Below are 23,019 nucleotides of genomic sequence, written 5' to 3' on the forward strand. Positions count from 1 at the left end.
CACATGGGCCTGTCGGTTCGCAGGAGGGGGTCACAGGGGGAGGGTGATCCAGATGCTCTTGCCCCTGCCGTCGGCATCACCCCTGACGACCGCGGTGCCGCCCAGGCCGAGGGTGAGCTCCATGACGGTGGCCAGACCGCCTCTCCCGGTGCCGGTGGCCGCGCCGTACAGGGGCGGCTGGTAGGGGTGGCGATCATGCACGGCGAACGCGAGGCAGTCCTCGCTCGCCGCGAAGACGACCGTCACCTGCGGGGAGAGCGCCACGGCGTGCCGGATGCTGTTGGTGACCAGCTCGCTCAGGATCAGCAGGGCCGGGCCGATGGTGGGATGGCGGGGGCTTATCCCCCATTCCGTCAGGGCCAGCTCGGCGGTCTCCCGGGCGGTCCGGACCGCGGACGGCATCGCGGGCAGCGTCAGCACATGCCGGTAGGGCAGGGCCTCGAGGTGGGTGCTCATCAGGGCTCCGCGTGGATGAGGCGGAATCCGCTCATCGTCTTGGGGTACAGGCGCAGCAGGGTGTCGTGCGGGCCGTGGCTCCAGCCGGTGAGGGTGCGCCGGTAGTGGGCCGCCTCGTCCGGGTGGGTGATCAGATCGACCGGCCCGGTGACGGTGACGCTCCAGCCGGTGCCGGCGACCGCGCGGACCTCGTCCACGTGGTAGGTCGCGGTCATGGGGACCGCGGCCGCAGGGGCGGGTGTGCGCAGCACCAGATGGCCGTACTGCCCGGTGTGCCGCGCGGGCCGGACGATGGTCAGCTCTCGCTGCGTGTACACCAGACGTCCCAGCGAGCTGCCCTCCAGGAGCCACAGGGCCTCGGCACCGGAGACCTCGGCCATGCGCAGGGATGCGGGCGGGATGCTCATCCGACGGTTTCCTCGGTTTCCTCGCTGACGGGCCGGGAGGTCCGGGCAGGCATCGGCCGCATCACACCGGCGCCCTCCAGGTAGGCATGGGCGCCCTGGATCGCTTCGGGCGTGGTGGCGAACTCGCCTCCCCGCAGACGCAACAGCTCCAGCGCGCCGACCGAGTCCAGAACCTGGCGCTGGCCGGGCCGTATGCCGGACGCCATGACCACGATGCCGCGCCGGGCCAGTTTTTCCACGGCGTCCTTGAGGACCAGGGCACCGGTGGCATCGATGGTGGTGACCCGGGACATGCGCAGGATGACGACGCGGACCTCGGCGACCTCGGTCAGTTCGAGAAGGAAGCGGTGGGCGGCGGCGAAGAACAGCGGGCCGTCGAGGCGGTAGGCGACGATGTGCTCGGCGAGCAGGGCGTGTTCCTCATCGCTGTGGTCGCCGCGGTCAAGGGGGATCTCCTCGAGGCGTGCCTGCTCGGCTACGGCACGCAGGGCGAGTCCGCCCGCCACCACCAAGCCGATGATCACCGCGTAGACGAGATCGAGCGCGAGGGTCGCGACGGCGGTCAGCACAAGGATCAGGGCGTCCGAGCGGGTGGCCTTCGCCAGGGCCCGCAGTGAGCCGACCTCGACCATGCGGATCGCCGTGGCCAACAGCACACCCGCGAGTGCCGCGAGCGGGATCCTGGAGACGAGGGGTGCGGCGGCGAAGACGATCGCGGCGAGGATCGCGGCGTGGGTGAGCGCGGCCAGCCGGGAGCCCGCGCCGGTGCGGACGTTGACCGCGGTACGGGCGATCGCGCCGGTCGCCGGGACCCCGCCGAACAGCGGGGCCGCGATGTTGGCCAGGCCCTGGCCGAACAGTTCCCGGTCCGGATCGTGCTGTTGGCCCACCGTCATCCCGTCGGCGACCGCGGCCGACAGCAGGGATTCCAGCGCGGCCAGGGCGGCGACCGCCACGGCCGGGGCGATCAGGGTGCCGAGCGAGCCGAGGTCGAGGAACGCGAGCGAGGGCGCCGGCAGCCCGGAGGGCAGGTCGCCGATCGGTTTCGCTGAGGTCAGGCCCGCGACCTGCGCCACCCCGGTGGCCGCGATCACCGCGAGGATGGAGAACGGGATGGTGGGCCGCCAGCGGGCGCCGATGAGCATGACGGCGGCGACGGATACGGCCAGGGCGAGGGCGGTCCAGTTCGGGCGGTGGGCGAATTCGTCCAGGGCACGCCAGGTCACCACGAGGACGCGGTCGCCCTCCGGTCTGGGCACCCCGAGGGCGTTCGGGATCTGCTGCAGGCCGATCACGCAGGCGATTCCGAGGGTGAAGCCCTCGACGACCGGTGCGGGCACGTACTGCATGTACTTCCCGGCCCGCAGGACGGCGAGCGCGATGAGTATCACGCCCGCCATCAGCCCGACCGTGAGTACACCGGACGGGCCGTGCTCGGCGACGATCGGCACCAGCACCACCGTCATCGCACCGGTAGGCCCGGACACCTGCAGATTCGACCCACCGAAGATCGCGGCCAGCGCGCCCGCAACCACGGCGGTCGCCAGCCCCGCTTGCGCGCCGAGCCCGGAGGACACCCCGAAGCCGAGTGCGAGCGGCAGCGCGACGATGGCCACCGTCAGGCCGGCCAGCAGGTCACGGCGCGGTCCACGGCGCATGTCCGCCACGTCCCTACGGCCGGGCAGCAGCGCGGTGAGCCGGGCCCCGGCCCGGCCGAACAAGACCCTCATGACGCTGCCACCCCGCCCTCTCGCAGCTCGGCCAACAGCTCGTTCCGCCCGGCCAGCATCTCGGTCAGGATCCGGCGCGCGGCCTGCATCAGGTCGGCGACGTCCCCGCCGGCGAGCGCGTACACCACCGTCGCCCCGGCGCGGCGGGAGGTGACGATGCCCGAGCGTCGCAACACCGCCAGCTGCTGCGACAGGCCGGAGGCCTCCACCTCGATCTCCGCCAGCAGGGCCCGCACCGGCATGGGCCCGCCCTGCAGCAGCTCCAACACCCGTATCCGCACGGGATGCCCGAGCATCCGGATGAACTCGGCCTTGGCCTGGTACAGCGGAACGGACACGACCCCTCGACTCCCCCGGCAGCGCCCCACCCAGGGCAAGCAAAGACTGCGCCCGCGGCTACCTGCACGCATTGTCAACACAGCATCTAACCAATTGCGAACTTTAGCAACTCGGCATCCGAATGCTGTCGGCTTCCCCCGCGAACGGGGGCCGGCGGATCAGCCCTTCTTGACCACGCTCGACCTCAGCTGCATCGCACCGAAGCCGTCGATCTTGCAGTCGATGTATGACCGTCGCACTTCGGACGAAAGAGACCGCCCACACCGGCCTTCCCGATCATTTACGGTCCTGTGCCGCCGCCAAGACCTGCAGAGGTGAACCGTCTTCGTCTGGCTGACCTGCTACAGCACACGCCGAGGCAAAGGACCCGACTTCGCTGTTCAACAGGGCGCCCGAGCCGCGCAGAAGGTACTCACTGCCGTCACAAGTGGCTCACGGATGAGGGCGAGGGGCCGCGTTTCGGGGTCACTGGCCCGCATCGCGTACAGCTCGCTATCGTCTGCTTGAAAACGGTGGTCGATCACCGTGCGACTAAAGCCAGGGCCGTGCTCGGCTGCGTTCAGGGAGTCGGCCGAGGTCTCCTCCTCAAGTCGGAAGATCTGGAGCTCACGGCCGTCGGCGGGATCACCGTCGAAGACCACGGGGGCCGATAAGCCCTGCTTCTGGGTGCGAGTCCAGCTCTCGGAGACAAGGAACGTGGAGCCGACGGGGGCATCGGAGTCGCCCCACCCGGACCACCGGATGCCACGCACCGGCCCCCTGCCCCAACGAGGCCTCACCATCGACCAGGACCCGCGCGGCCTCCCTGGCGTCAAGGTCGCCGAGGACATGCGGAACCTGGTCGGCCCTCACGTCAGGCCCCACGGCCGGCCGACTGTCCGTGCGCCGAGCCGCGCGGATACTCCTTACTGATGGGCCGGCCTCTCCCAGCGCCACCAGGACGCCCTTTCCTCTTTCGTCAGACAGAGGAGGCACCCGATCGTAAGAAAACAGGTACGGCCGATGCTGCGCCAGTAAGCGGCAGACGGCAGTGGATGCGATCAGGATGCGCTGAGATGGATCGATTCGCCGCACACCACCAGCCAGTTGGGGCCGATATGAGCGAAACGATTGCGTCAGCGGTAACTGGCAGCACCGCCAACACTCGGGGCCAGGACCCGCGACGCAGCGCCGTGGGCCGTACGAAGAAGCCCGGAACGGCCGAAGACCGGTTCCGGAGCCTGCTGGAAGCGGCTCCCGACGCGATGGTGATCGTCGACGACACCGGGACCATCAGGCTCGTCAACGCCCAGACCGAGGCACTCTTCGGCTACCGACGCAATGAACTCCTCGGCCACCCGGTGGAGATGCTGATTCCCGGAAGGTTCCGCGCGCAGCACTCCGGCCACCGCGACGGATACACCGCTACTCGCCAGGTACGCCCCATGGGAGCCGAACTCGAACTGCACGGACTCCGAAAAGACGGCAGCGAGTTCCCCGTCGAGATCAGCCTCAGCCCCCTGGAAACCGACGACGGACTCCTCGTCTCCGCCGCCGTCCGCGACGTCAGCGACCGCAAAGCAGCCGAGGCGCGATTCCGCGGCCTCCTGGAATCGGCCCCCGACGCGATGGTGATCGTCGACGACACCGGGACCATCAGACTCGTCAACGCCCAGACCGAGGCACTCTTCGGCTACCCACGCGACGAACTCCTCGGCCACCCGGTCGAGTTGCTCATCCCGCACCGCTTCCACACTCCCCACGCCAGGCACCGCGAAGGCTACGGCAGCGCTCACCAGGTGCGCCCCATGGGAGCCGGACTCGAACTGCACGGACTCCGCAAGGACGGCAGCGAGTTCCCCGTCGAGATCAGCCTCAGCCCCCTGGAAACCGCCGACGGACTCCTCGTCTCCGCCGCCGTCCGCGACGTCAGCGACCGCAAAGCAGCCGAGGCGCGCATCAACGAGCTGGCCGCGCTGGTCGAGTCTTCCCAGGACGCCATCCTCGCCAAGACGCTCGACGGCCGCATCACCTACTGGAACGCCGCCGCTCAGCGCCTGTACGGCTACACGGCCGAGGAAGCCATCGGCCAGCACGTGTCCATGCTCGCGCCGCCGGAGCGCAAGGACGAGATCAGCCTGCTGCTGGACCGGCTGAGGAAGGGCGAGAAGATCGAGCACTTCGAAACGCTGCGTCTCACCAGCACCGGCGCCATGCTCGACGTCGACGTCACTCTGTGGCCCACACGCAGCCCGGACCGCACCGTCATCGGCGCCTGCGCCATCATTCGTGACATCAGCGACCGCAAACGCGCCGAGGCCGAACTCACCGCACTGTACAAGCAGCAGAAGCACATCGCGCTCACCCTGCAGCGCAGCCTCATGGGCACCCCGCCCGCGATCCCCGGCCTGGAGGCGGCCAGCCGCTACCGGCCGGCCACCCAGGGAGCCGGCGTGGGCGGCGACTGGTTCGACCTGATCCCCCTGGGCGCCGGCCGGGTCGGCGTTCTCATCGGCGACGTCATGGGCCGCGGTCTGGAAGCGGCCTCCGTGATGGGCCAGTTGCGCTCCGCCGCCCACGCGCTGGCCAAGACCGGCATGCAACCCCGCCAGCTCATGCAAGCCCTGGACGCGGTCGTCGCCGACCTCGATGTGCCCGACCAACTGGTCACCTGTTGCTATCTGGTCATCGCACCGGATTCCGGGTCCGTGACCATCTGCTCCGCCGGCCACTTGCCCACGCTCATCTCCGCCCCCGGCGAAGGCGTCCGCCGCCTCCCCTCCCCCGTGAACACCCCGCTTGGCGTCGGCGACATGCTCTACCAGCAGTCCAGCGCGGCCATCTCACCCGGGGCCACCCTCGTGCTGTACACCGACGGCCTTGTGGAGACTCCGTGCGGCGACATCGAGGACGAGATCGACAAGCTCGCCACGGCTCTCGTCGACGCCTTCACTCGCACGAGCTGCCTCGATGACACAGCCGACCACGTACTCGCCTCCCTGTTGCCGGACGCCGAGGGCCACGACGACGACGTCACCCTGCTCCTGGCCCAACTCCCCGCTGCGCCTCTGGCCATCGCCACCCAGGAGCTACCGGCCACGGCCTCCGCGGTGTCCATCGGCCGCTCGTTCGTGATCAAGACCCTTGCCGACTGGGGCTGCGTCCCCGCGGCCGACGACGCAAGGCTCCTCGTCTCCGAGATCCTCACCAACGCCGTCCAGCACGCGGAAGGCCCGCTCGTCCTCCACCTGCGCCGGACCGAAACCGACCTCGCTGTAGAAATCAGCGACCTCAGTCCCCACCTGCCCCAGCCTCGACTGGCCTCCGAGGACGAGGAGTCCGGACGCGGCCTCATCCTCGTCGACGCCATCGCCGACACCTGGGGAGTCCGCCCGGACGAGCGCGGAAAGACCACCTGGTTCACCCTCCGGCTGTGACCGGCACAGGACTCCCGGCAGAACATCACCGGCCGGCGTCGGCCTCATGGCACGGTCAGCTCTGGCGGAGCCGGGCGGCGACGTACTCGGTGAGGTCGAGCAGCCGGTTGGTGTAGCCCCACTCGTTGTCGTACCAGCCGAAGACCTTGACCAGGTTGCCGTGTGCCTGGGTCAGCGGGGCGTCCAGGACACAGGAGGCGGGGTCACCGACAATGTCGCGGGAGACGATCGGGGCGTCGGAGACCCGCAGGATGCCCTTCAGCCGCCCGTCGGCGGCCTCCCGGAACGCGGAGTTGACCTCGTCCGCGGTCACGGCCCGATTCAGTACCAGGGTGAGGTCGGTCAGCGAGCCGTCCTCGACGGGCACGCGGACCGCGATGCCGTCGAGCGTGCCGGCCAGCTCCGGCAGGACCAGACCGACGGCACGAGCCGCTCCGGTACTGGTCGGGATGATGTTGACGGCAGCGGTACGGCCGCGGCGCGGGTCCTTGTGCGGACCGTCCAGGACGACCTGGTCGTTGGTGTAGCCGTGGATGGTGGTCATCAGGCCCTTGTCGATACCGAAGGCCTCGTCGAGAACCTTCACCATCGGCGCCACACAGTTGGTGGTGCACGAGGCGTTCGAGACCACGTGGTCGCTGTCCGGGTCGTACGTGCTCTCGTTGACACCCATCACGACCGTGGCATCGACGTCCTTGCCCGGCACGGACAGCAGCACCTTGCGGGCTCCGCCCTTGAGATGCAGTCCGGCGTCCTCGCGGCTGCGGAAGCGGCCGGTCGACTCTACGACGACGTCCACACCCAGGTCGCCCCAGCGAAGGGCTGCCGGGTCGCGTTCGGCGGTCACGGCGATGCGGTGACCGTCGACGGTGATCGAGTCATCGTCGTGCTCGACCGTGCGGCGCAGCCTGCCGTACGTCGAGTCGTACTCCAGCAGATGGGCGAGCGCTGTCGGGGAGGTGAGGTCGTTGACCGCCACGACCTCGACCGGCGTGCCGGACTCCGCGTCCGCGCGGTCCAGCACACAGCGCAGGTAGTTCCGTCCGATGCGCCCGAAGCCATTGATTCCCACACGCACGGTCATGTCGGTTGTCCTCCTGGGCGGTCTCTGATGTGTGAGACCAGCCTGCGGGTTCCGCGGGGTGTGGGACGTGGGCCGTACGGGGGCGGGTCGAGGGCCGTTCGGCCCGACGTCGGATACCTGGGAAACGGCTCCGCAGGCGGTCGGTGTGAAGAGCTGCCTTCGGCCACAGCCCCGCAATGGACCCCTGCCGTCAGGGCTTCCAGGACTCTCGGGACCGAACCAAGGACCACTGGCCCCTGGGCCCGACCTCACTCCCCCACCACGCTCGAGGCAAGGGCCACCCGGAACGTCCGCGGCCCACCGCATCGCACATGGAGGTACTTCCCATGCTTCGCCCCATCGTCGTGGGTCTGGACGGTTCCCCCGAAAGCCTGGCGGCAGCGGACTGGGCCGCCCGCGAAGCACAGCGCCGGGCGGTGCCCCTGCGTTTGGTGACTGCCTGGATCTGGCGACCGGTCGACGTGCCCTCGGCCCAGGAGTCGGAAGCCCAGAAGCGTTGGGCGCAGCAGATATTGGACGAGGCGAGGGAAAATCTGACGGCGCGACATCCGGAACTGCCGATCGATGTCGAGCAGGTGTCCGATCTGGCCCCCCGCGCGCTCCTGGGGCAGGCGGAGAACGCCGAGATGCTGGTGCTGGGCTCGCGTGGGCACGGCGCCATCGCGGGCTTCCTTCTCGGATCCGTCGGTCAGCGTGTGCTCGCCCGCGCCGAAACCCCCGTGGTGCTCGTACGCGCGATCAAGCACGGCACCGTCGAGGGCGCCCAGAGCGTCGATGTCGATCAGGACGGCGGCGCAGTGGTCGTAGGCATCCAGGACCGGGACGAACCGGCCGAAGCACTGCTGGAGTTCGCCTTCGCCACGGCGGCGGCCCGAGGGGTCACCTTGCGTGCCGTGCACGCGTGGAGCCGTCCACCGGTGTTCGCCTACAACCCAGGGTCCGTGCCCACGGGTGACGAGGACACCGGTGATGAAGCCCGCGTCGAAGAGGAACTCCTGGATGCCCTGACACCGTGGAGGCAGCGATATCCACAGGTCAAGGTGGTCCACAAGATCGATCTCGCATCCGCCGCGGAGGTTATCCTCCAGGCCTCTCGGGACGCCGGTCTGGTGGTCGTCGGCCGCAGAACGGGCCGGCCGGCCCTCGGCATGCGCATCGGCCCCGTCGCCCACGGGGTGATCCACCACGCCGTCGCGCCCGTCGCCGTTGTACCCCACGCCTGAGGGCCGACCGGACCACGGGCCGGGGGCATTCGGACCTGCCGCCCACGGCTTCACCCGGACGAGTCTGTTACCGGCACCCCGAGTCACCAGGCTCCGCGAGCCGGAATACCAAGACGTGCGACCGGCAACGCGTCCACCCCGCAGAGGAGATGCCCGTCATGAGAGCAGCAGTCGTCCAAGCCTTCGGTCAGCCCCTGGTCATCGAGGAGCGCCCCGATCCCGAGCCGGGCCCCGGCCAGGTCCGTATCCGCGTAGAGGCCTCTGGCCTGTGCCATACCGACATCCACGCCGCGCACGGCGACTGGCCGATCAAGCCGACCCCGCCGTTCGTCCCAGGACATGAGGGCGTCGGCATCATCGAGGAACTCGGCTCGGGCGTCACCCACTTGGCGATCGGGCAGCGGGTGGCCGTGCCCTGGCTCGGCTGGGCCTGCGGGCGGTGCGAGCACTGTCTGTCCGGTTGGGAGACGCTGTGCGAGCAACAGCGCAACACCGGCTACGGCGTGGACGGTGGCTACGCGGAGAAGATGCTCGCCTCGGCCGACTTCGCCGCCCCGGTGCCCGAGGGCATCGACCCGCGTGACGCCGCCCCGCTGACCTGCGCCGGCGTCACGACGTACAAGGCGCTCAAGGTCGCGGGCGTGGCTCCGGCCCAGCTGGTGGCGATCTCCGGCGTCGGCGGCCTCGGTCACCTCGCCGTTCAGTACGCGAAGATCGCCGGTGCCACCGTCGCCGCCATCGACGTCACCGACGAGAAGCTGGAGCTTGCCCGGAAGCTGGGCGCGGACATCCTCATCGACGCCCGCAAGGAGGACCCGGCCGAGGTGCTCAAGCGGCACGGCGGCGCGCACTCCGCCATCGCGCTCGCGGTCAACGAGCAAGCCTTCGCCGCCGTCTACGGCGGTCTGCGGCGCGGCGGCAAGCTGATCATGGTGGCGCTGCCGGCCGGCGGCACCATCCAGGTCCCGATCTTCGACACCGTCCTGAACGGCACCTCCGTCATCGGCTCCATCGTCGGCACCCGCCAGGACCTCGACGAGGTGTTCCGGCTGCACGCGGCGGGCCGCACGAAGGTCATCTACCAGACCCGCTCCCTGGACACCGTCAACGAGTCCATCGCGGACGTACTGCGCGGGGAGGTCGAGGCGCGCATCGTCTTCGAGATGTGAGGCGACACCGCGTCACCACCGGCTTGGAGCCGCCCTCCGGACACGACTGCGTGTGCGGAGGGCGGCCGGCTCTTGTGGTCGGCCGTCTCGTCGTCCTGAGGCGTGAGGCTTGAGGTGAGCAGACCGACCAACAGGAACCGGTGTGCCACTCAGCGCCCAGGGCGAAGTGGCACACCGGCTCCTGCGGCGGTGTCAGCGGCCGACCGCATGGTCGGGTGCTCCTTCAGGAGAAAGAGTCCCGCTCCGTACAGTGGTTCAGGCGTGCGGGACGACCGCCACCGGGCAGCGTGCATGATGCAGGACCGCGTGGGTGACCGGACCGGTGTGGACACCGAGCCGACTGTCCCGGATCCGGCGTCCCACGACGACCAGCGCCGCCCCGGAAGCCGCGCGGGGCAGTTCGGCGGCCGCCCTGCCTTCGACGACGGTCTCGGTGACGGCGACCTCGGGGAACTTCTCACACCACGGGCGCAGCGTCGCGACCACGGCGTGCTCGCGCTCCGCGAGCAGCTCCGGGCCGGGCGGCGGGACGACCCGGTCGGCGACGGCGTATCCCGGCGGGACCGTGAAGGTGTGGATCACACGCAGCGCGGCACCGCACCGCCGGGCGGTCTCGAAGGCGAACTCGATCAGCTCGTCGCAGGGTTGGCCGGTATCGAGGCCGAGGACGACATCGCGGTAGGGGGTCTCGGGAATCTCGTCGGGCGAAACACCGGCGAGGGGCGAGAAGTGCTCGCCGGCGGCGCTCTCACCCTCGCGGACCAGCACGACAGGGCGCGGCGACCTGGCGACGCCCTTCGCTGACACCGAACCGAGCAGGAACCCCGTGGCACCGCTGAGCCCGCGGGACCCGAGCACCACCAGCTCGGCGTCCTCCGCCGCTGCCAGCAGGGCAGCGGCCGGGGAGTCCTTCACCTGCTGGTCCACGATCTGCAGCCCGGGGTGGGCGGCGCGGACGCTGTCCGACGCCTCCGACAGGATCTGCCGAGCCCAGCTTCGCTCGGTCATGCCCATGGGTACGTTGGCGGCGGGACGCGGGTGCAGCTGCCAGGCGTGCACGAGCCGCAGCGCTGCGCCACGGCGCAGGGCTTCCCGGGACGCCCAGTGCGCGGCGGCGCGACTCTCGGGAGAAAGGTCGATCCCCGCGACTACGTGTCGGTCCATGGCGTGTGCCTCCTAGGTGTACGCGTTGTCCTCCGACCCAGCCTGGTACGAACTCCGGGCGGTGCACACGGGCCGGATGGGCCCTCTCCTTGGGCTCCACGGCCCCCTTCCGGCCGTGCGTCGTCGGAGCGCCGGGGGTGGTTGTCTCCTCCCTTCCTTCAAAGCTCACGGAAGCCTCACCGGTTCGCCGAATTGGGGCCGATAGGGACACCGTCGGGGACCTTCGGCGCCTGAACGCGGGGCTGGTCAGAAGCAAGAGTGGTGAGGGAAGCGGTACTGATCCCGCACGGTGCCGTTCCTCACCCACGCTGCGGACTCGACGACGGAGGCGCATCTCCATGCCCGGTAAGGACGACGGCAGGCCCACCACCCCCGACAGCGGACCCTCAGAAACCGCTATCGCGGTGGACCGACTGGTCACGAACGGGCTCAAGGCGCTCGCCGACTACGAGTCGCTGACTCAGGAGCAGGTCGACCACATCGTCAAGAAGGCATCGGTCGCCGCGTTGGACCGGCACACCGGGCTGGCCGCGCTCGCCGTCGAGGAGACCGGCCGAGGTGTCTTCGAGGACAAGGCCGCGAAGAACATGTTCGCCTGCGAGCACGTCACCCACAGCATGGGCAGGATGAAGACCGTCGGGGTCATAGCCCGCGACGACATCGAGGACATCGTCGAGATCGCGGAGCCGGTCGGCGTGGTCTGCGCGATCACGCCCGTCACCAACCCCACCTCCACCACGATCTTCAAGGCGCTGATGGCACTCAAGACCCGCAATCCGGTCGTCTTCGCCTTCCACCCCTCCGCCCAGCGCTGCAGCGCGGAAGCGGCCCGCGTCGTCCGCGACGCGGCCATCGCCGCAGGGGCACCGGAGCACTGCGTGCAGTGGATCGAGACCCCCTCCCTCGAGGCGACCGACACGCTGATGCACCACCCGGGCGTCGCGCTCATCCTCGCCACCGGTGGCAACGCCATGGTCAAGGCCGCCTACTCCGCGGGAAAGCCCGCCCTCGGCGTCGGCGCCGGCAACGTCCCCGCGTACGTCCACAAGAGCGCCAAGCTGCGCCGGGCCGTCAACGATCTGGTGCTGTCCAAGTCCTTCGACAACGGCATGATCTGCGCCTCCGAGCAGGCCGTCATCCTCGACTCCGAGATCTACGACGCTGCGCTCGCCGAGTTCCGCACCTTGCACGCCCATCTGGCGACCGCCGAGGAGAAGGCGAAGCTGGAGACGTTCCTGTTTCCCGTCGGCTCGGCGGGCGGCGGCTGCGAGCCCAAGGTCAACGCCGCGGCCGTCGGACAGAGCCCGGCGTGGATCGCGGAGCAGGCCGGGTTCACCGTGCCCGCCGACACGTCCGTCATTCTGGTCGAGGCCGAACGGGTCGGCCCGGACGAGCCGTTGACCCGGGAGAAGCTGTGCCCGGTACTCACCGTGCTCCGCGCGGATTCCGAGGCCCAGGGCTTCGATCTGGCCGCCGCCATGGTCGCCTTCCACGGTCAGGGCCACAGCTCGGTCATCCACACCGAGGACCGCGAGCTCGCGGAAGCGTACGGCCGTCGCATGAAGACCGTACGGATCATCGTCAACTCGCCCTCCTCACAGGGCGCCATCGGCGGCGTCTACAACAGCCTGCTGCCCTCGCTGACGCTGGGCTGCGGATCCTGGGGCAGCACGTCGGTGTCCAACAACGTCACCGCCGCCCAGCTGCTGAACGTCAAGCGGGTCGGCACCCGCCACAACAACCTTCAGTGGTTCAAGGTGCCGCCGAAGATCTACTTCGAGCCGCAGGCCATCCGCTACCTGACCGCCATGCCGGACGTCCACCGCGTCACGATCGTCACGGACGCGACGATGACCCGTCTGGGCTTCGTCGACCGGGTGAGCCGCGTCCTGCAACGCCGGCCCGAACCGGTGACGCTGCAGATCATCGACAACGTCGAACCCGAGCCCAGCATCTCTTCCGTCCAGCGCGGCGCCCGCCTCATGCGGGACTTCCGCCCGGACACGATCATCGCGCTCGGCGGTGGCTCCCCGATGGACGCCGCGAAGGTGATGTGGCTGCTGTACGAGCACCCGGACATCGACTTCGCCGACATGCGGCAGAAGTTCTCCGACATCCGCAAGCGCGCCTTCCGCTTCCCGGTCCTGGGCGAGCGCGCCCGCCTGGTGTGCATTCCCACGACATCGGGAACCGGCGCCGAGGTCACCCCGTTCGCCGTCATCTCCGACCCCGCCACCGGCAAGAAGTACCCGCTGGCCGACTACGCCCTCACCCCCAGCGTGGCCATCGTCGACCCCCTGCTCACCGCCCAACTGCCCCCGGCCCTGGCTGCCGACAGCGGCTTCGACGCCCTCACCCACGCCATCGAGGCGTACGTCTCCGTCTACGCCAACGACTTCACCGACGGACCCGCCCTGCACGCCGTCCGCCTCATCTTCGGCCACCTCGACGCCGCCGTGAACGACCGTGCGGGCAGCCCCGAGGCCCGGGAGAAGATGCACAACGCCGGCACCATCGCCGGCATGGCCTTCGGCAACGCCTTCCTCGGCATCGTCCACGCCATGTCGCACACCCTCGGTGCCACCTTCCACATCGCCCACGGCCGCACCAACGCGGTCCTGCTCCCGCACGTCATCCGCTACAACGGCACCGTGCCCACCAAGCTGACCGGGTGGCCCAAGTACGAGAGCTACCGCGCCCCGGAACGCTTCCAGGACATCGCCCGCACACTCGGCCTGCCCGCTGCCACCCCGGCACAGGGTGTGGAGTCCCTGGCCTGCGCTGTGGAACGGCTCCGTGACGCCGTGGGTATCGAGCCGTCGTTCCAGGCCCTGGGCGTGGACGAGCAGAGCTACCTCGCCGCCCTGCCCCAACAGGCCCTCAACGCCTACGAAGACCAGTGCGCGCCCGCCAACCCGCGCATGCCGATGCTCGACGACATGCAGGAACTGATGCGCACGGCCTACTACGGCCAGGCAGCAGCCCGGTAAACCGCTGCACCGCGGCATGCGGCACCGGGCCGTCTCAGGTGGAGGCGGCCCGGTGCCGCATGTCGTGACGCGTTCAGAAGGCCGGAAGCGGCGCAGAGAAGTCCAGGGCAGTGCCTCTGGGACCGTTCCGGGCGAGGGTGACAGTGCCGCCGAGTTCCTGAGCCCGGGAGTGAAGGTTGGCAAGACCGTTGCGACGGCTGGTGGCCGGGCGATGCCACATCCGTCGTGCCGGTCGCTTCGGCGCTGATGCCGGCCGCCGTGGCGCGGGCGTGCCTGGCGGTGTCGGAAAGAGCCTCGCGACCAGGTGCTCGGCGTACTCATACGGAACCGCGGTGTCGAGCAGGCCGGTCAGGCCCGTCCGCCTCTGTTCCCGGCTGCTCTCCGCGCTCCCCGTGCCACTCCGCCTCGGGCGCCGCAGTCCCGTTCGACTTGCGATCGGTTCCGGCAGCACATGACTCTACGACCGCCGTCCCCGGGAAGGTCAGCAGCCAGACCACGAACATTGCGGGGCTCGGCAGGGATCACCCGCGTGCAAGGGCGGTTCCCGGCTCCGCGTGACCATGCCGAGTCAGCAAAGCTCCGTACCCCCGCTCGCGGTGAGAGAAGGTACGGAGCCTGTGGGACTGCTGAGGATGTCGTCGCGCAGCGCAGCAGCAGGGCGGCGGTCACGGCGTACACGGCGAGTGCCGCGGCGGTGATCAGGAAGGGGGTGGACATACTGTTCGCGTCGACCAGCTTCACCGTGGTCAGGGCACTGATGGCGGTGCCACGATGGTGGCCGCCGACACGATCGGGAACATCACCCGCCCGCCGAACCGGTCGGTCAGCGCCCCGACCGGGATGCGGCCCAGCGAGCCGACCACGACAGGTACCGCCACCAGCAGCGACTGCTCGAACGACGACAGGTCGAGGCCGTCCTTGAACCGGGGGCCGAGTGGGCTGAGCAGCGCCCACGCCCAGAAGTTCACGGCGAAACCGACAGTGGCCAGGGCCAGCATCAGCCATGCCTGACGGGAGACCGGTACACCCGACGGTGAGCCTTCGCTCTTCGACTTCAACTCCTGGACCACGTTGTCCGTCCTCTTCCTCTTCGCAGTGGTACTGCGCGACCGGGATCGCATGTGCACCGCGGGCCCGTTGCCCGCGGAACGGCTTCCGGTCACGCTCTTCGCATCCGGGCTCACCGAGGAATGGGGCCATGAGTCCCTGCCGGCAGACGGACGGTCCCTGAGTCCGGACCCGGCGGTCCCTCCGCGCGGCCCCGTGTGCCGCGTGGCCCGCGCGGCTCCAGCGCACCGAAGGCCGCTTTCGCATGGTGCGGGGGTAGGGCCACTCGGCCCTACCCCCGCACCATGACCCTGGGGACGATGGACTGATGTTCCACAACGACGCCTCTCGCGGACTCGACCGACAGGAGTGCCTGCGCCTGCTCGCCAAGGTGCCGGTCGGCCGCGTGGTCTACACCCGGCAGGCCCTGCCCGCGGTCCTCCCCATCAACTTCTCCCTGGATACGGACTGCTCCGTCCTGCTGTCGACCTCGCCGGACTCGGACCTCGTACGCGCCGTCGACGGCGTCGTGGTCGCCTTCGAGGCGGACGAGTTCGACGCGGCGTCCCGGTCCGGCTGGAGTGTCGTCGTCACCGGCCGGGCCACCGTGGTGACCGACCCCGCCGAGCACGAGCGGCTGTCGAAAACCGGCCCCACGTCCTGGATGCCCCTGCAGGACGGGGTGTTCGTACGGATCGAGTCGGAGATGGTCACCGGACGCGAGCTGCGGGAAACGCGCGGGATGGAGTGAGGTGCGCCGGCCGGGCTCCGGTGGGGACGGTGCCACGCGGCCCGCGTCGGGATCTCCCGCGGCGTGCGCAGGTGGGCAGAGGCCGTGATGAGACAGGCCGAGTGCACGCAAGCCATCCGCGCGCAGGTGTAGGCCGATTCCCGCAACCATGACCGCATCGAGGACCGGAGTCCCGAGAACAGGAGAGGACGGCCACCTTCCGTGCCCGATGGGCCGAGGAACACACCCGGGCGGCGAAGGAGCGGGGTGAGCCGACGCCGCCGAAGAACCAGAATCTCAAGCTCACGCGCGATGCATCGGAGTATCCCGATGAGGCTCGCTTGAGGGCGCGGGCCGTGTCCCAGGCGTCCAGGGTCCAGCGGTAGACCCCGGGTACGCCGCGGAAGGCGTCGTGGATTTCGGGGGTGGACCCGTCCAGGCTCAGCGAGATTCCGACCCTGCCCGCCCCGTGCAGGTCCCGCAGCCGCTGCGAGGTGAGCGTGGGGGTGCCGAATGGGGACACCGCGACCCGGACGCCGATCTCCCGGCCGTAGGCGATGAGTTCGGTGAGGTCGGGGCGCTGGAAGGGGTCGCCGTCAGCATCCACCGGCGGCGGTGGTCGGCGCGGCGGCCGAAGGTCTTCTCCAACAGGGCCGACAGTCCCGTTCAGGAAGGGTTCGACGAGCAGGGAGAGGGCGTCCGCGGTGGCCGCCAGGGCGACACCGACGCCGGTCCCGTGCGGCTGATCGGGGCGATAGGGACACGGGTCGGCTGGCTGCGCTGGGGCAGCCCGCTGTTCCATGTGGACGCCTTCATGGTGATCGCCCGGCATGTCGTGGGGCTCGCCGTTCCCGACGCGTGGACCGAGGCCGTCGGCATCTCCAAGCACGCTTACCACACCACCGCTGTCTGAGCGGGTTCGGTGGCGGGCATCGTCATGGTCGCGGGACTGGGCATGCTGTGCGCCCGTCGACTGCTGACCCGCACCATCCGGCTCGGCACCGACCGCAGCGACAAGCTGCTCTTCCCCCTGCTACCCGCCACCGTCCTGCTGGGCATCACCGCCACCGCCGCCCACAACGTCTTCGGCCGGCTACGACTACCGTTCGACCGTCTCGGTGTGGTTCCGCGGTCTGTTCCTCCTCCAGCCCCAACCGGAGGCCATCGCCGAAGCCCAATGCTGTTCCAGCTGCACGCCCTGACCGCCTTCCTGCTCTTCGCGGCCTGGCCGTTCACCCGGCTGGTGCACGTGTGGAGCGCCCCGATCGGATACCTGGTCCGGCCCTACCTCGTCTACCGGCGGCGGTCGACGCCGACGACGGCAGCCCCGACGGCAGGGGGCCGGCCCCGTAGGCGAGCCGCATGAGTCACGGCCCCGCCCTCGCACCGGACGCCACGACCATCCGCCGCCCGCCCACAGTGGGCGCCGGCCGCCGAACCGGATGGGTGATGACCCTCGCCGGGACCGTCAGCTGGCTCGCCTCCTGTCAGCTCGCCGTGGACGACTGGCGGCTGCTCCAGGACCCCGCCTACCAACCGCCCTGCGACATCTTCCCCGTCGTGAGCTGCGGCAGCGGCATGTCCAGTCCGCAGGGCAGCCTGCTCGGCTTCCCCACCATGCTGCTCGGGCTGGCTGCCTTCGCCGCAGTGACCGCCCTGGGCATCGCCGTCCTCACCGGCGCGCGCCTGCACCGTCGGCTGTGGCTCGCACCGGACGCCGGGGCGTTGGTGGGGGCGTCACCATCGCCCTGTTCTGGTACGCACCGTGCACTGCCTGGACAGGGGAATCATCCCCGTGGCGCAGGGTGTCCTGCAGATCGTGCGGGACACACACTGGATGCTGCTCGGCACCTGGTACGGCGTGATCACACTGCTCGTCCTGACCCGCTTCTGGCCGTACTGGGGCACCTTGCTGTGACCGGCCGCCACACGGCGGAGGAACGGCGCATGGCGGCCCGCGTCCGGGCCAGGACGTGCCCGCGTGCCGCATGGACCGGCAAGCCGGGGCTTCGGTCCCCCGACCTCGGGACGGTCGGCCCATGCCCGGGAGCTCGTCGTACGGAAGGCTGGAGCAGCATCAGGGACTTTCCTCCCCGGAGCGGCTGGACGAGGGACGGCATCACAGACGCCTCGCCTCGCAGGGCTTCACGCCGGGGGCGTCCCGGCACAGCATCCGTCGCGCTCCTCTGGCGGACGGTGGAGGCGGAAGGGAGTCGGCGTGATGACCCGCACAGTCGGCGAGGTGATGACCGGCGAGGTCGTCGAAGCGCACCGGGACACGTCGTTCAAGGACGTGGCACGACTGCTGGACCAACACCGCATCAGCGGTCTGCCCGTGGTGGACCACGACGACAAGGTCCTGGGAGTGATCTCCGAGACCGACCTGATGCGCCGGCACACAGACCGGTCCTCCCGTGGCCGCGTGCGGTGGTTCCGCAATTCCGCGCTGCGCCGCTCCGCCCCTCACATGACCGCGGTGGCCCCGGCCATGACCGCCGGAGAGATGATGTCGACACCCGCCGTCACCGTGCACCCCGAACAGCGCGTCGCGGACGCGGCACGCGTCATGGAACGCCACCACGTCGACCGGCTTCCTGTCGTGGACGAGGAGGACCGCCTGATCGGCATCGCCACCCGACGGGATCTGCTGCGGATCTTCCTGCGAACGGATGAGGAGATCCGCCGGGAGGTCACCGACGACGTCCTGGTGCGCGCCATGTGTCTGGCACCTCACGCTGTGACGGTCTCGGTGCGAGACGGCATGGTCACGCTGGAGGGGCAGTTGGAACGGCGGAGTGACATCTTCCTCACCGCCCAGCTGACGTGGCGGGTGGACGGGGTCGTCGGGGTCGTGAACAGCCTGACGTCCCCTGTCGACGAGACGCCTGCGCCCGAGTAGCGCTCCTCGGGCGGAGTCGTGCACCCCTCGCTGCTCGACGACTGACGGCAGAGCGGTGCCAGTCGTTCGGCCCGGGACCCATGGCCCTCACCTCAACCCCGGGCGGCCCTCCTCACTGCTCCCGGTCCCGGGCGACGCTTGTCATGGGCCCGGTTTCGCGGCTGTCGCTCCGGGCCCGGAGGAGCTGATCGCCATGACGACCCTTGCCGGACTACCCAACCGCCCGGTCCGCGTGAACGCGGTGCTCGACACACCACTGTCCCGCTGGCTGTGGCTGGTGAAGTGGATCCTCGTCATCCCCCACTACGTGGCGCTGTTCTTCCTCTGGATCGCCTTCACCGCCGTGAGCATGATCGCGTTCTTCGCCATCCTGTTCACCGAGCACTACCCACGCGCCCTGTTCGACTTCAACCTCGGCGTACTGCGCTGGACCTGGCGGGTCGCCTACTACTCGTACGGCGCCCTGGGCACCGACCGCTACCCGCCCTTCAGCCTGGGCGAAGAACCCGACTACCCGGCCCGGCTGGACATCGCCTACCCCCAACACCTCTCCCGCGGCCTGGTCCTGGTCAAGTGGTGGCTGCTGGCCATACCCCACTACATCATCATCGGCTTCTTCCTCGGCGGCTGGCACCTCGGCTGGTGGGACGGCGGACTCGTCGCCGTACTCGCCCTGATCGCCGCCATCACCCTCGCCTTCACCGAGAAATACCCGAAGAGCCTGTTCGACCTCATCCTCGGCCTCAACCGCTGGGTACTACGCGTCGCCGCCTACACCGCCCTCATGACCGACACCTATCCCCCCTTCCGCCTCGACATGGGCGGCACCGAACCGAGCGAACCGGAGGTACTGCCGTGATCGCGTTTCTGGTGGCGGCGTTCCTGATCGTGCACGGGCTACTGCACCCGGGGGTCTGGACGGCGCCGCAGCAGCCGGACAAGCCGCCCCCGTTCGACCCCGGACACTCGTGGGCTCTGGCAGCCGCTCATGTCTCCCCCGCGCCGGCCAGGGCCACGGCCCTGGCGCTCGCCTGGTACACCGCCGTCGTCTACACCGTCGCCGGTGCCGGGACGCTCGCGGGCAGCGAGTGGTGGCCCACGGCAGCCGTTGTCGGGGCAGCGACCGGTCTCGTCCTCAAAGCGATCTGGTTCGATCCGTGGCTCAGTGTCGGCGCGCTGCTGGACGTGGGCGTCGTCGTGGCGGTGGCCTCCACTTGGCCCGCCTCCGCCTACTGAGCGCGAGCGCCCGACCCGGAAATCCCGAGCCCCCGACCGGATATCACCGCCGGTCGGGGGCTCTGGCTCGCTGTGCCCCGGTCACGCCGCGCCAGGCAGCCCTGTCACAGCGCCCGCAGCCCGTGTTCCCGGAACTGCTCGCGTACCCGCTCCGTCAGGTCCGGGTCCGGGGTGGGAGTGTCCCGCAGGGGGAAGGTGATCCCCAGAGCGTCGTACTTGTGGGCACCGAGTTTGTGGAACGGCAGGACGTCCACCCGGTCGACGTTGCCCAGCCCGGCGAGGAACGCGCCGAGGCCGTCGACCGCTGCCATATCGTCGGTCCAGCCGGGCACGAGGACGTAGCGGATCCACACCGGGACGCCGAGCCGGTCCAGGCGGGTGGCGAAATTGAGGGTCGGGGAGAGGTCCCCTCCGGTCAGCCTGCGGTAGGTCCGGACGTCGAACGACTTGATGTCGAGCAGGACCAGGTCGGTGTCGGCGAGTAGTTCGTCGCTGGCGCGGGCGCCGAGGAAGCCAGAGGTGTCGAGGGCCGTGTGCAGGCCGAGCTCCTTGCAGCGACGGAAGATCCCCGCCGTGAACGCGGGCTGCAACAGGGCCTCCCCGCCGGTGAGCGTCACTCCCCCGCCGGCGGTCGTGATGAAGTGCCGGTACTTCTCGATCTCGGCCGTCACTTCGTCGACGGTGGTCCGCTTGCCGTCGCGCATGTGCCAGGTGTCGGGGTTGGCGCAGTACAGGCATCGCAGCGGGCAGCCGCTGAGGAACAGCACGAACCGGGTCCCGGGACCGTCCACCCCCGTGGAGAGGTCCCAGGAGTGGATCCGGCCCGTGACCGGTTCGACCGTGGTCTTCATAGCGATCCGTGGAAGGTACGGCTGATCACGTCGAGCTGCTGCTCACGGGTCAGGCGGACGAAGTTGACGGCGTATCCGGAGACCCGGACGGTCAGCTCCGGGTACTTCTGCGGGTGTTCCATGGCGTCCTGGAGCGTCGCCCGGTCCAGGACGTTGACGTTCATGTGGAAGCCGCCGGAGGCCGTGTACGCGTCCAGGATGCCGACCAGGTGGCCCGCTCGCTCGGCCGGGTCGTGCCCCAGTCCCTCGGGCGTGATGGTCGTGGTGAGCGAGATGCCGTCCCGGGCCTGCTCGTACGGGAGCTTGGCCACCGAGAGGGCCGAGGCGGCCACGCCGTGCAGGTCGCGGCCGTTCATCGGGTTGGCCCCGGGGGCGAAGGGCTGTCCGGCACGGCGTCCGTCGGGGGTGTTGCCGGTGTGCTTGCCGTACACCACATTGGAGGTGATGGTCAGCACCGACTGCGTGTGCTCGGCGTCGCGGTACGTGGGGTGCTTGCGCACCTTGGCCATGAACGACCGGACCAGGTCGGCGGCAATCTCGTCCGCGCGGTCGTCGTTGTTTCCGTACGCCGGGTAGTCGCCCTCGATCTCGTAGTCGACGGCCAGGCCGGTCGCGTCGCGGATCACCTTCACCCGCGCGTACTTGACCGCGGACAGGCTGTCGGCGGCGACCGACAGACCCGCGATGCCGCAGGCCATGAAGCGGTGCACGGGGTGGTCGTGCAGTGCCATCTCGATGCGCTCGTAGGCGTACTTGTCGTGCATGTAGTGGATGACGTTGAGCGTGTTGACGTAGGTGGCCGCCAGCCAGTCGAGCATGTGGTCGTACGCCTTCGACAGCTGCTCGTAGTCCAGGTGTTCGCGGGTCAGCGCGGGGGCCTCGGGTGCGATCTGCTCGCCGGTCATCTCGTCCCGGCCGCCGTTGATCGCGTACAGGAGAGCCTTGGCAAGGTTGACGCGTGCGCCGAAGAACTGCATCTGCCGGCCCACCGCCATCGCCGAGACACAGCAGGCGATCGCCGTGTCGTCACCGGTGCGCGGGCGCATCAGGTCGTCGGACTCGTACTGGATCGCACTCGTGTCGATCGAGACCTGCGCGCAGAACTCCTTGAATCCGGACGGCAGTCGGGGCGACCACAGGACCGTCAGGTTGGGCTCGGGGGCCGGGCCGAGGTTGTACAGGGTCTGCAGGAAGCGGAACGAGGTGCGGGTGACCAGCGTGCGGCCGTCCGCGCCCATACCGCCGATGGACTCCGTCACCCAGGTCGGGTCGCCGGAGAACAGTGCGTCGTACTCGGGTGTGCGCAGGAAACGGACGATCCGCAGCTTGATCACGAAGTCGTCGATCAGCTCCTGGGCACGTGTCTCGTCGAGGATCCCCTCATCCAGGTCGCGCTGGAGATAGACGTCCAGGAAGGTGGAGGTACGGCCGAGTGACATCGCGGCGCCGTTCTGCTCCTTCACCGCCGCCAGGAAGCCCAGATAGAGCCACTGCACGGCTTCGTGCGCGGTGACGGCGGGGCGGGTGACGTCGCAGCCGTACGAGGCCGCCATCTGGGCCAGCTCGCCCAACGCCCTTTCCTGCTCGGCCAGTTCCTCGCGGTCCCGGATGACGTCCGGGCTGGAGGGCCGCGCGTCCAGCAGAGCTCGTTCGGCGCGCTTGGCCTCGATGAGGCGGTCCGTGCCGTACAGCGCGACCCGCCGGTAGTCGCCGATGATCCGGCCACGGCCGTACGCGTCCGGTAGTCCGGTGATGATGCCGGCCTTGCGGGCGGCGCGCATCTCGGGGGTGTAGGCGTCGAATACGCCGTCGTTGTGGGTCTTGCGGTACGTGCTGAAGACGCGCGTGACGAAGGGGTCGGCCTCGTAGCCGTACGCCTTCAGTCCGTTCTCGACCATCCGCAGCCCGCCGTTGGGCATGATCGCCCGCCTCAGCGGGGCGTCGGTCTGCAGACCGACGATCAGTTCGCGGTCACGGTCGATGAAGCCCGGCCGGTGCGACGTGATGGTGGACGGGTTGCCCGGGTCGACGTCGAGGATGCCCAGGCGCCGTTCCTCGGGGAACAGCCGAGCGATCTTGTCCCAGACGGTGAGCGTGCGTTCGGTCGGCCCGGTGAGGAACGCGGAATCGCCTTCGTAGGGCGTGTAGTTGGACTGGATGAAGTCGCGCACGTCGATGTGGCCCCGCCAACGCGTGCCGGCGAAGCCTCGCCACGCCTCGGTCGTCGGCTGGGGTCCAGCTGTCACCGTTGCCGTCATCGCCGGTCTCTCCCTCGCTC

General features: G+C 69.7%; 18 protein-coding genes and 3 pseudogenes. 11 read left to right on the plus strand and 10 right to left on the minus strand.

Going from position 1 to position 23,019, the window contains the following annotated elements; genetic code table 11:
• Positions 1-30 precede the first annotated feature (30 nt).
• From ACIOHP_RS29320 to ACIOHP_RS29340, 5 genes are all read right to left on the minus strand, one after another.
• A complete protein-coding gene (locus ACIOHP_RS29320; protein ID WP_361552232.1) occupies positions 31-456 on the minus strand; it encodes an ATP-binding protein in 426 nt (141 codons plus the stop codon).
• Complete coding sequence (locus ACIOHP_RS29325; RefSeq protein WP_361552229.1) at positions 456-863, minus strand: pyridoxamine 5'-phosphate oxidase family protein; 408 nt, start codon at positions 861-863, stop codon at positions 456-458. The genes ACIOHP_RS29320 and ACIOHP_RS29325 overlap by 1 nt, the downstream gene beginning before the upstream one ends.
• Positions 860-2,593: a SulP family inorganic anion transporter gene (locus ACIOHP_RS29330; RefSeq protein ID WP_401892128.1), complete on the minus strand. Its 1,734-nt coding sequence runs from the start codon at positions 2,591-2,593 to the stop codon at positions 860-862. Before ACIOHP_RS29330 ends, ACIOHP_RS29325 begins: the two co-directional genes overlap by 4 nt.
• Positions 2,590-2,931 carry an ArsR/SmtB family transcription factor gene (locus tag ACIOHP_RS29335; RefSeq protein WP_401892130.1) on the minus strand — a complete coding sequence of 114 codons (342 nt, stop codon included), beginning with the start codon at positions 2,929-2,931 and terminating at the stop codon, positions 2,590-2,592. Before ACIOHP_RS29335 ends, ACIOHP_RS29330 begins: the two co-directional genes overlap by 4 nt.
• A 159-nt stretch (positions 2,932-3,090) precedes the next feature.
• Positions 3,091-3,171, minus strand: a complete 81-nt coding sequence (locus ACIOHP_RS29340; protein ID WP_401892415.1) for a PhnA domain-containing protein — start codon at positions 3,169-3,171, stop codon at positions 3,091-3,093.
• An 858-nt stretch (positions 3,172-4,029) separates the two neighbouring features.
• Between ACIOHP_RS29340 and ACIOHP_RS29345 the strand changes: the two genes are divergently transcribed.
• Positions 4,030-6,348: a PAS domain S-box protein gene (locus tag ACIOHP_RS29345; protein ID WP_401892131.1), complete on the plus strand. Its 2,319-nt coding sequence runs from the start codon at positions 4,030-4,032 to the stop codon at positions 6,346-6,348.
• A gap of 55 nt (positions 6,349-6,403) precedes the next feature.
• Here ACIOHP_RS29345 and gap read toward each other — a convergent pair whose 3' ends face one another.
• Complete coding sequence (gene gap / locus ACIOHP_RS29350) at positions 6,404-7,432, minus strand: type I glyceraldehyde-3-phosphate dehydrogenase (RefSeq protein WP_401892132.1); 1,029 nt, start codon at positions 7,430-7,432, stop codon at positions 6,404-6,406.
• Positions 7,433-7,758: 326 nt separating this feature from the next.
• Between gap and ACIOHP_RS29355 the strand changes: the two genes are divergently transcribed.
• Together ACIOHP_RS29355 and ACIOHP_RS29360 are read left to right on the plus strand one after the other, a co-directional pair.
• Complete coding sequence (locus tag ACIOHP_RS29355; RefSeq protein WP_401892134.1) at positions 7,759-8,655, plus strand: universal stress protein; 897 nt, start codon at positions 7,759-7,761, stop codon at positions 8,653-8,655.
• A 158-nt stretch (positions 8,656-8,813) separates the two neighbouring features.
• The gene (locus ACIOHP_RS29360; RefSeq protein WP_401892136.1) at positions 8,814-9,824 is read left to right on the plus strand and encodes a zinc-dependent alcohol dehydrogenase; all 1,011 of its coding nucleotides are present in this window, start codon (positions 8,814-8,816) and stop codon (positions 9,822-9,824) included.
• A gap of 255 nt (positions 9,825-10,079) precedes the next feature.
• Here ACIOHP_RS29360 and ACIOHP_RS29365 read toward each other — a convergent pair whose 3' ends face one another.
• Positions 10,080-10,988 (minus strand): universal stress protein, encoded by a 909-nt coding sequence (locus tag ACIOHP_RS29365; protein ID WP_401892137.1) that lies wholly within the window; start codon positions 10,986-10,988, stop codon positions 10,080-10,082.
• Positions 10,989-11,326: 338 nt separating this feature from the next.
• Between ACIOHP_RS29365 and adhE the strand changes: the two genes are divergently transcribed.
• Positions 11,327-13,978, plus strand: coding sequence for a bifunctional acetaldehyde-CoA/alcohol dehydrogenase (adhE, locus tag ACIOHP_RS29370; protein ID WP_401892138.1), 2,652 nt, complete (start codon positions 11,327-11,329; stop codon positions 13,976-13,978).
• A gap of 624 nt (positions 13,979-14,602) precedes the next feature.
• On the opposite strand, the pseudogene ACIOHP_RS29375 reads toward adhE, so the two are convergent.
• Positions 14,603-15,048, minus strand: a pseudogene (locus ACIOHP_RS29375) (MFS transporter); the annotation flags it as partial.
• Positions 15,049-15,353: 305 nt separating this feature from the next.
• On the opposite strand from ACIOHP_RS29375, the gene ACIOHP_RS29380 reads away from it, so the two are divergent.
• From ACIOHP_RS29380 to ACIOHP_RS29410, 7 genes and pseudogenes are all read left to right on the plus strand, one after another.
• Positions 15,354-15,776 (plus strand): pyridoxamine 5'-phosphate oxidase family protein, encoded by a 423-nt coding sequence (locus ACIOHP_RS29380; RefSeq protein WP_401892139.1) that lies wholly within the window; start codon positions 15,354-15,356, stop codon positions 15,774-15,776.
• A gap of 715 nt (positions 15,777-16,491) precedes the next feature.
• Positions 16,492-17,121: pseudogene (locus tag ACIOHP_RS29385) on the plus strand (respiratory nitrate reductase subunit gamma).
• A gap of 83 nt (positions 17,122-17,204) precedes the next feature.
• Positions 17,205-17,432: pseudogene (locus tag ACIOHP_RS29390) on the plus strand (vitamin K epoxide reductase family protein); the annotation flags it as partial.
• 118 nt (positions 17,433-17,550) lie between these two features.
• Entirely contained in the window at positions 17,551-17,673 is a 123-nt protein-coding gene (locus ACIOHP_RS29395) for a hypothetical protein (RefSeq protein ID WP_401892140.1), read from the plus strand.
• A 303-nt stretch (positions 17,674-17,976) separates the two neighbouring features.
• Positions 17,977-18,654 (plus strand): CBS domain-containing protein, encoded by a 678-nt coding sequence (locus ACIOHP_RS29400; protein WP_401892141.1) that lies wholly within the window; start codon positions 17,977-17,979, stop codon positions 18,652-18,654.
• Between the two features lie 193 nt (positions 18,655-18,847).
• The gene (locus ACIOHP_RS29405; protein WP_401892143.1) at positions 18,848-19,513 is read left to right on the plus strand and encodes a DUF4389 domain-containing protein; all 666 of its coding nucleotides are present in this window, start codon (positions 18,848-18,850) and stop codon (positions 19,511-19,513) included.
• A complete protein-coding gene (locus ACIOHP_RS29410) occupies positions 19,510-19,890 on the plus strand; it encodes a hypothetical protein (RefSeq protein ID WP_401892145.1) in 381 nt (126 codons plus the stop codon). The genes ACIOHP_RS29405 and ACIOHP_RS29410 overlap by 4 nt, the downstream gene beginning before the upstream one ends.
• Positions 19,891-19,994: 104 nt before the next feature.
• Here the strand turns inward: ACIOHP_RS29410 and pflA are convergent, their stop codons facing one another.
• Positions 19,995-20,741, minus strand: a complete 747-nt coding sequence (gene pflA / locus ACIOHP_RS29415; RefSeq protein WP_401892147.1) for a pyruvate formate-lyase-activating protein — start codon at positions 20,739-20,741, stop codon at positions 19,995-19,997.
• Positions 20,738-22,999 carry a formate C-acetyltransferase gene (gene pflB / locus ACIOHP_RS29420; protein WP_401892149.1) on the minus strand — a complete coding sequence of 754 codons (2,262 nt, stop codon included), beginning with the start codon at positions 22,997-22,999 and terminating at the stop codon, positions 20,738-20,740. Before pflB ends, pflA begins: the two co-directional genes overlap by 4 nt.
• Positions 23,000-23,019: the final 20 nt, after the last annotated feature.

The sequence above is a fragment of the Streptomyces sp. NPDC087859 genome (assembly GCF_044742595.1).
Taxonomy (GTDB): domain Bacteria; phylum Actinomycetota; class Actinomycetes; order Streptomycetales; family Streptomycetaceae; genus Streptomyces; species Streptomyces canus_F.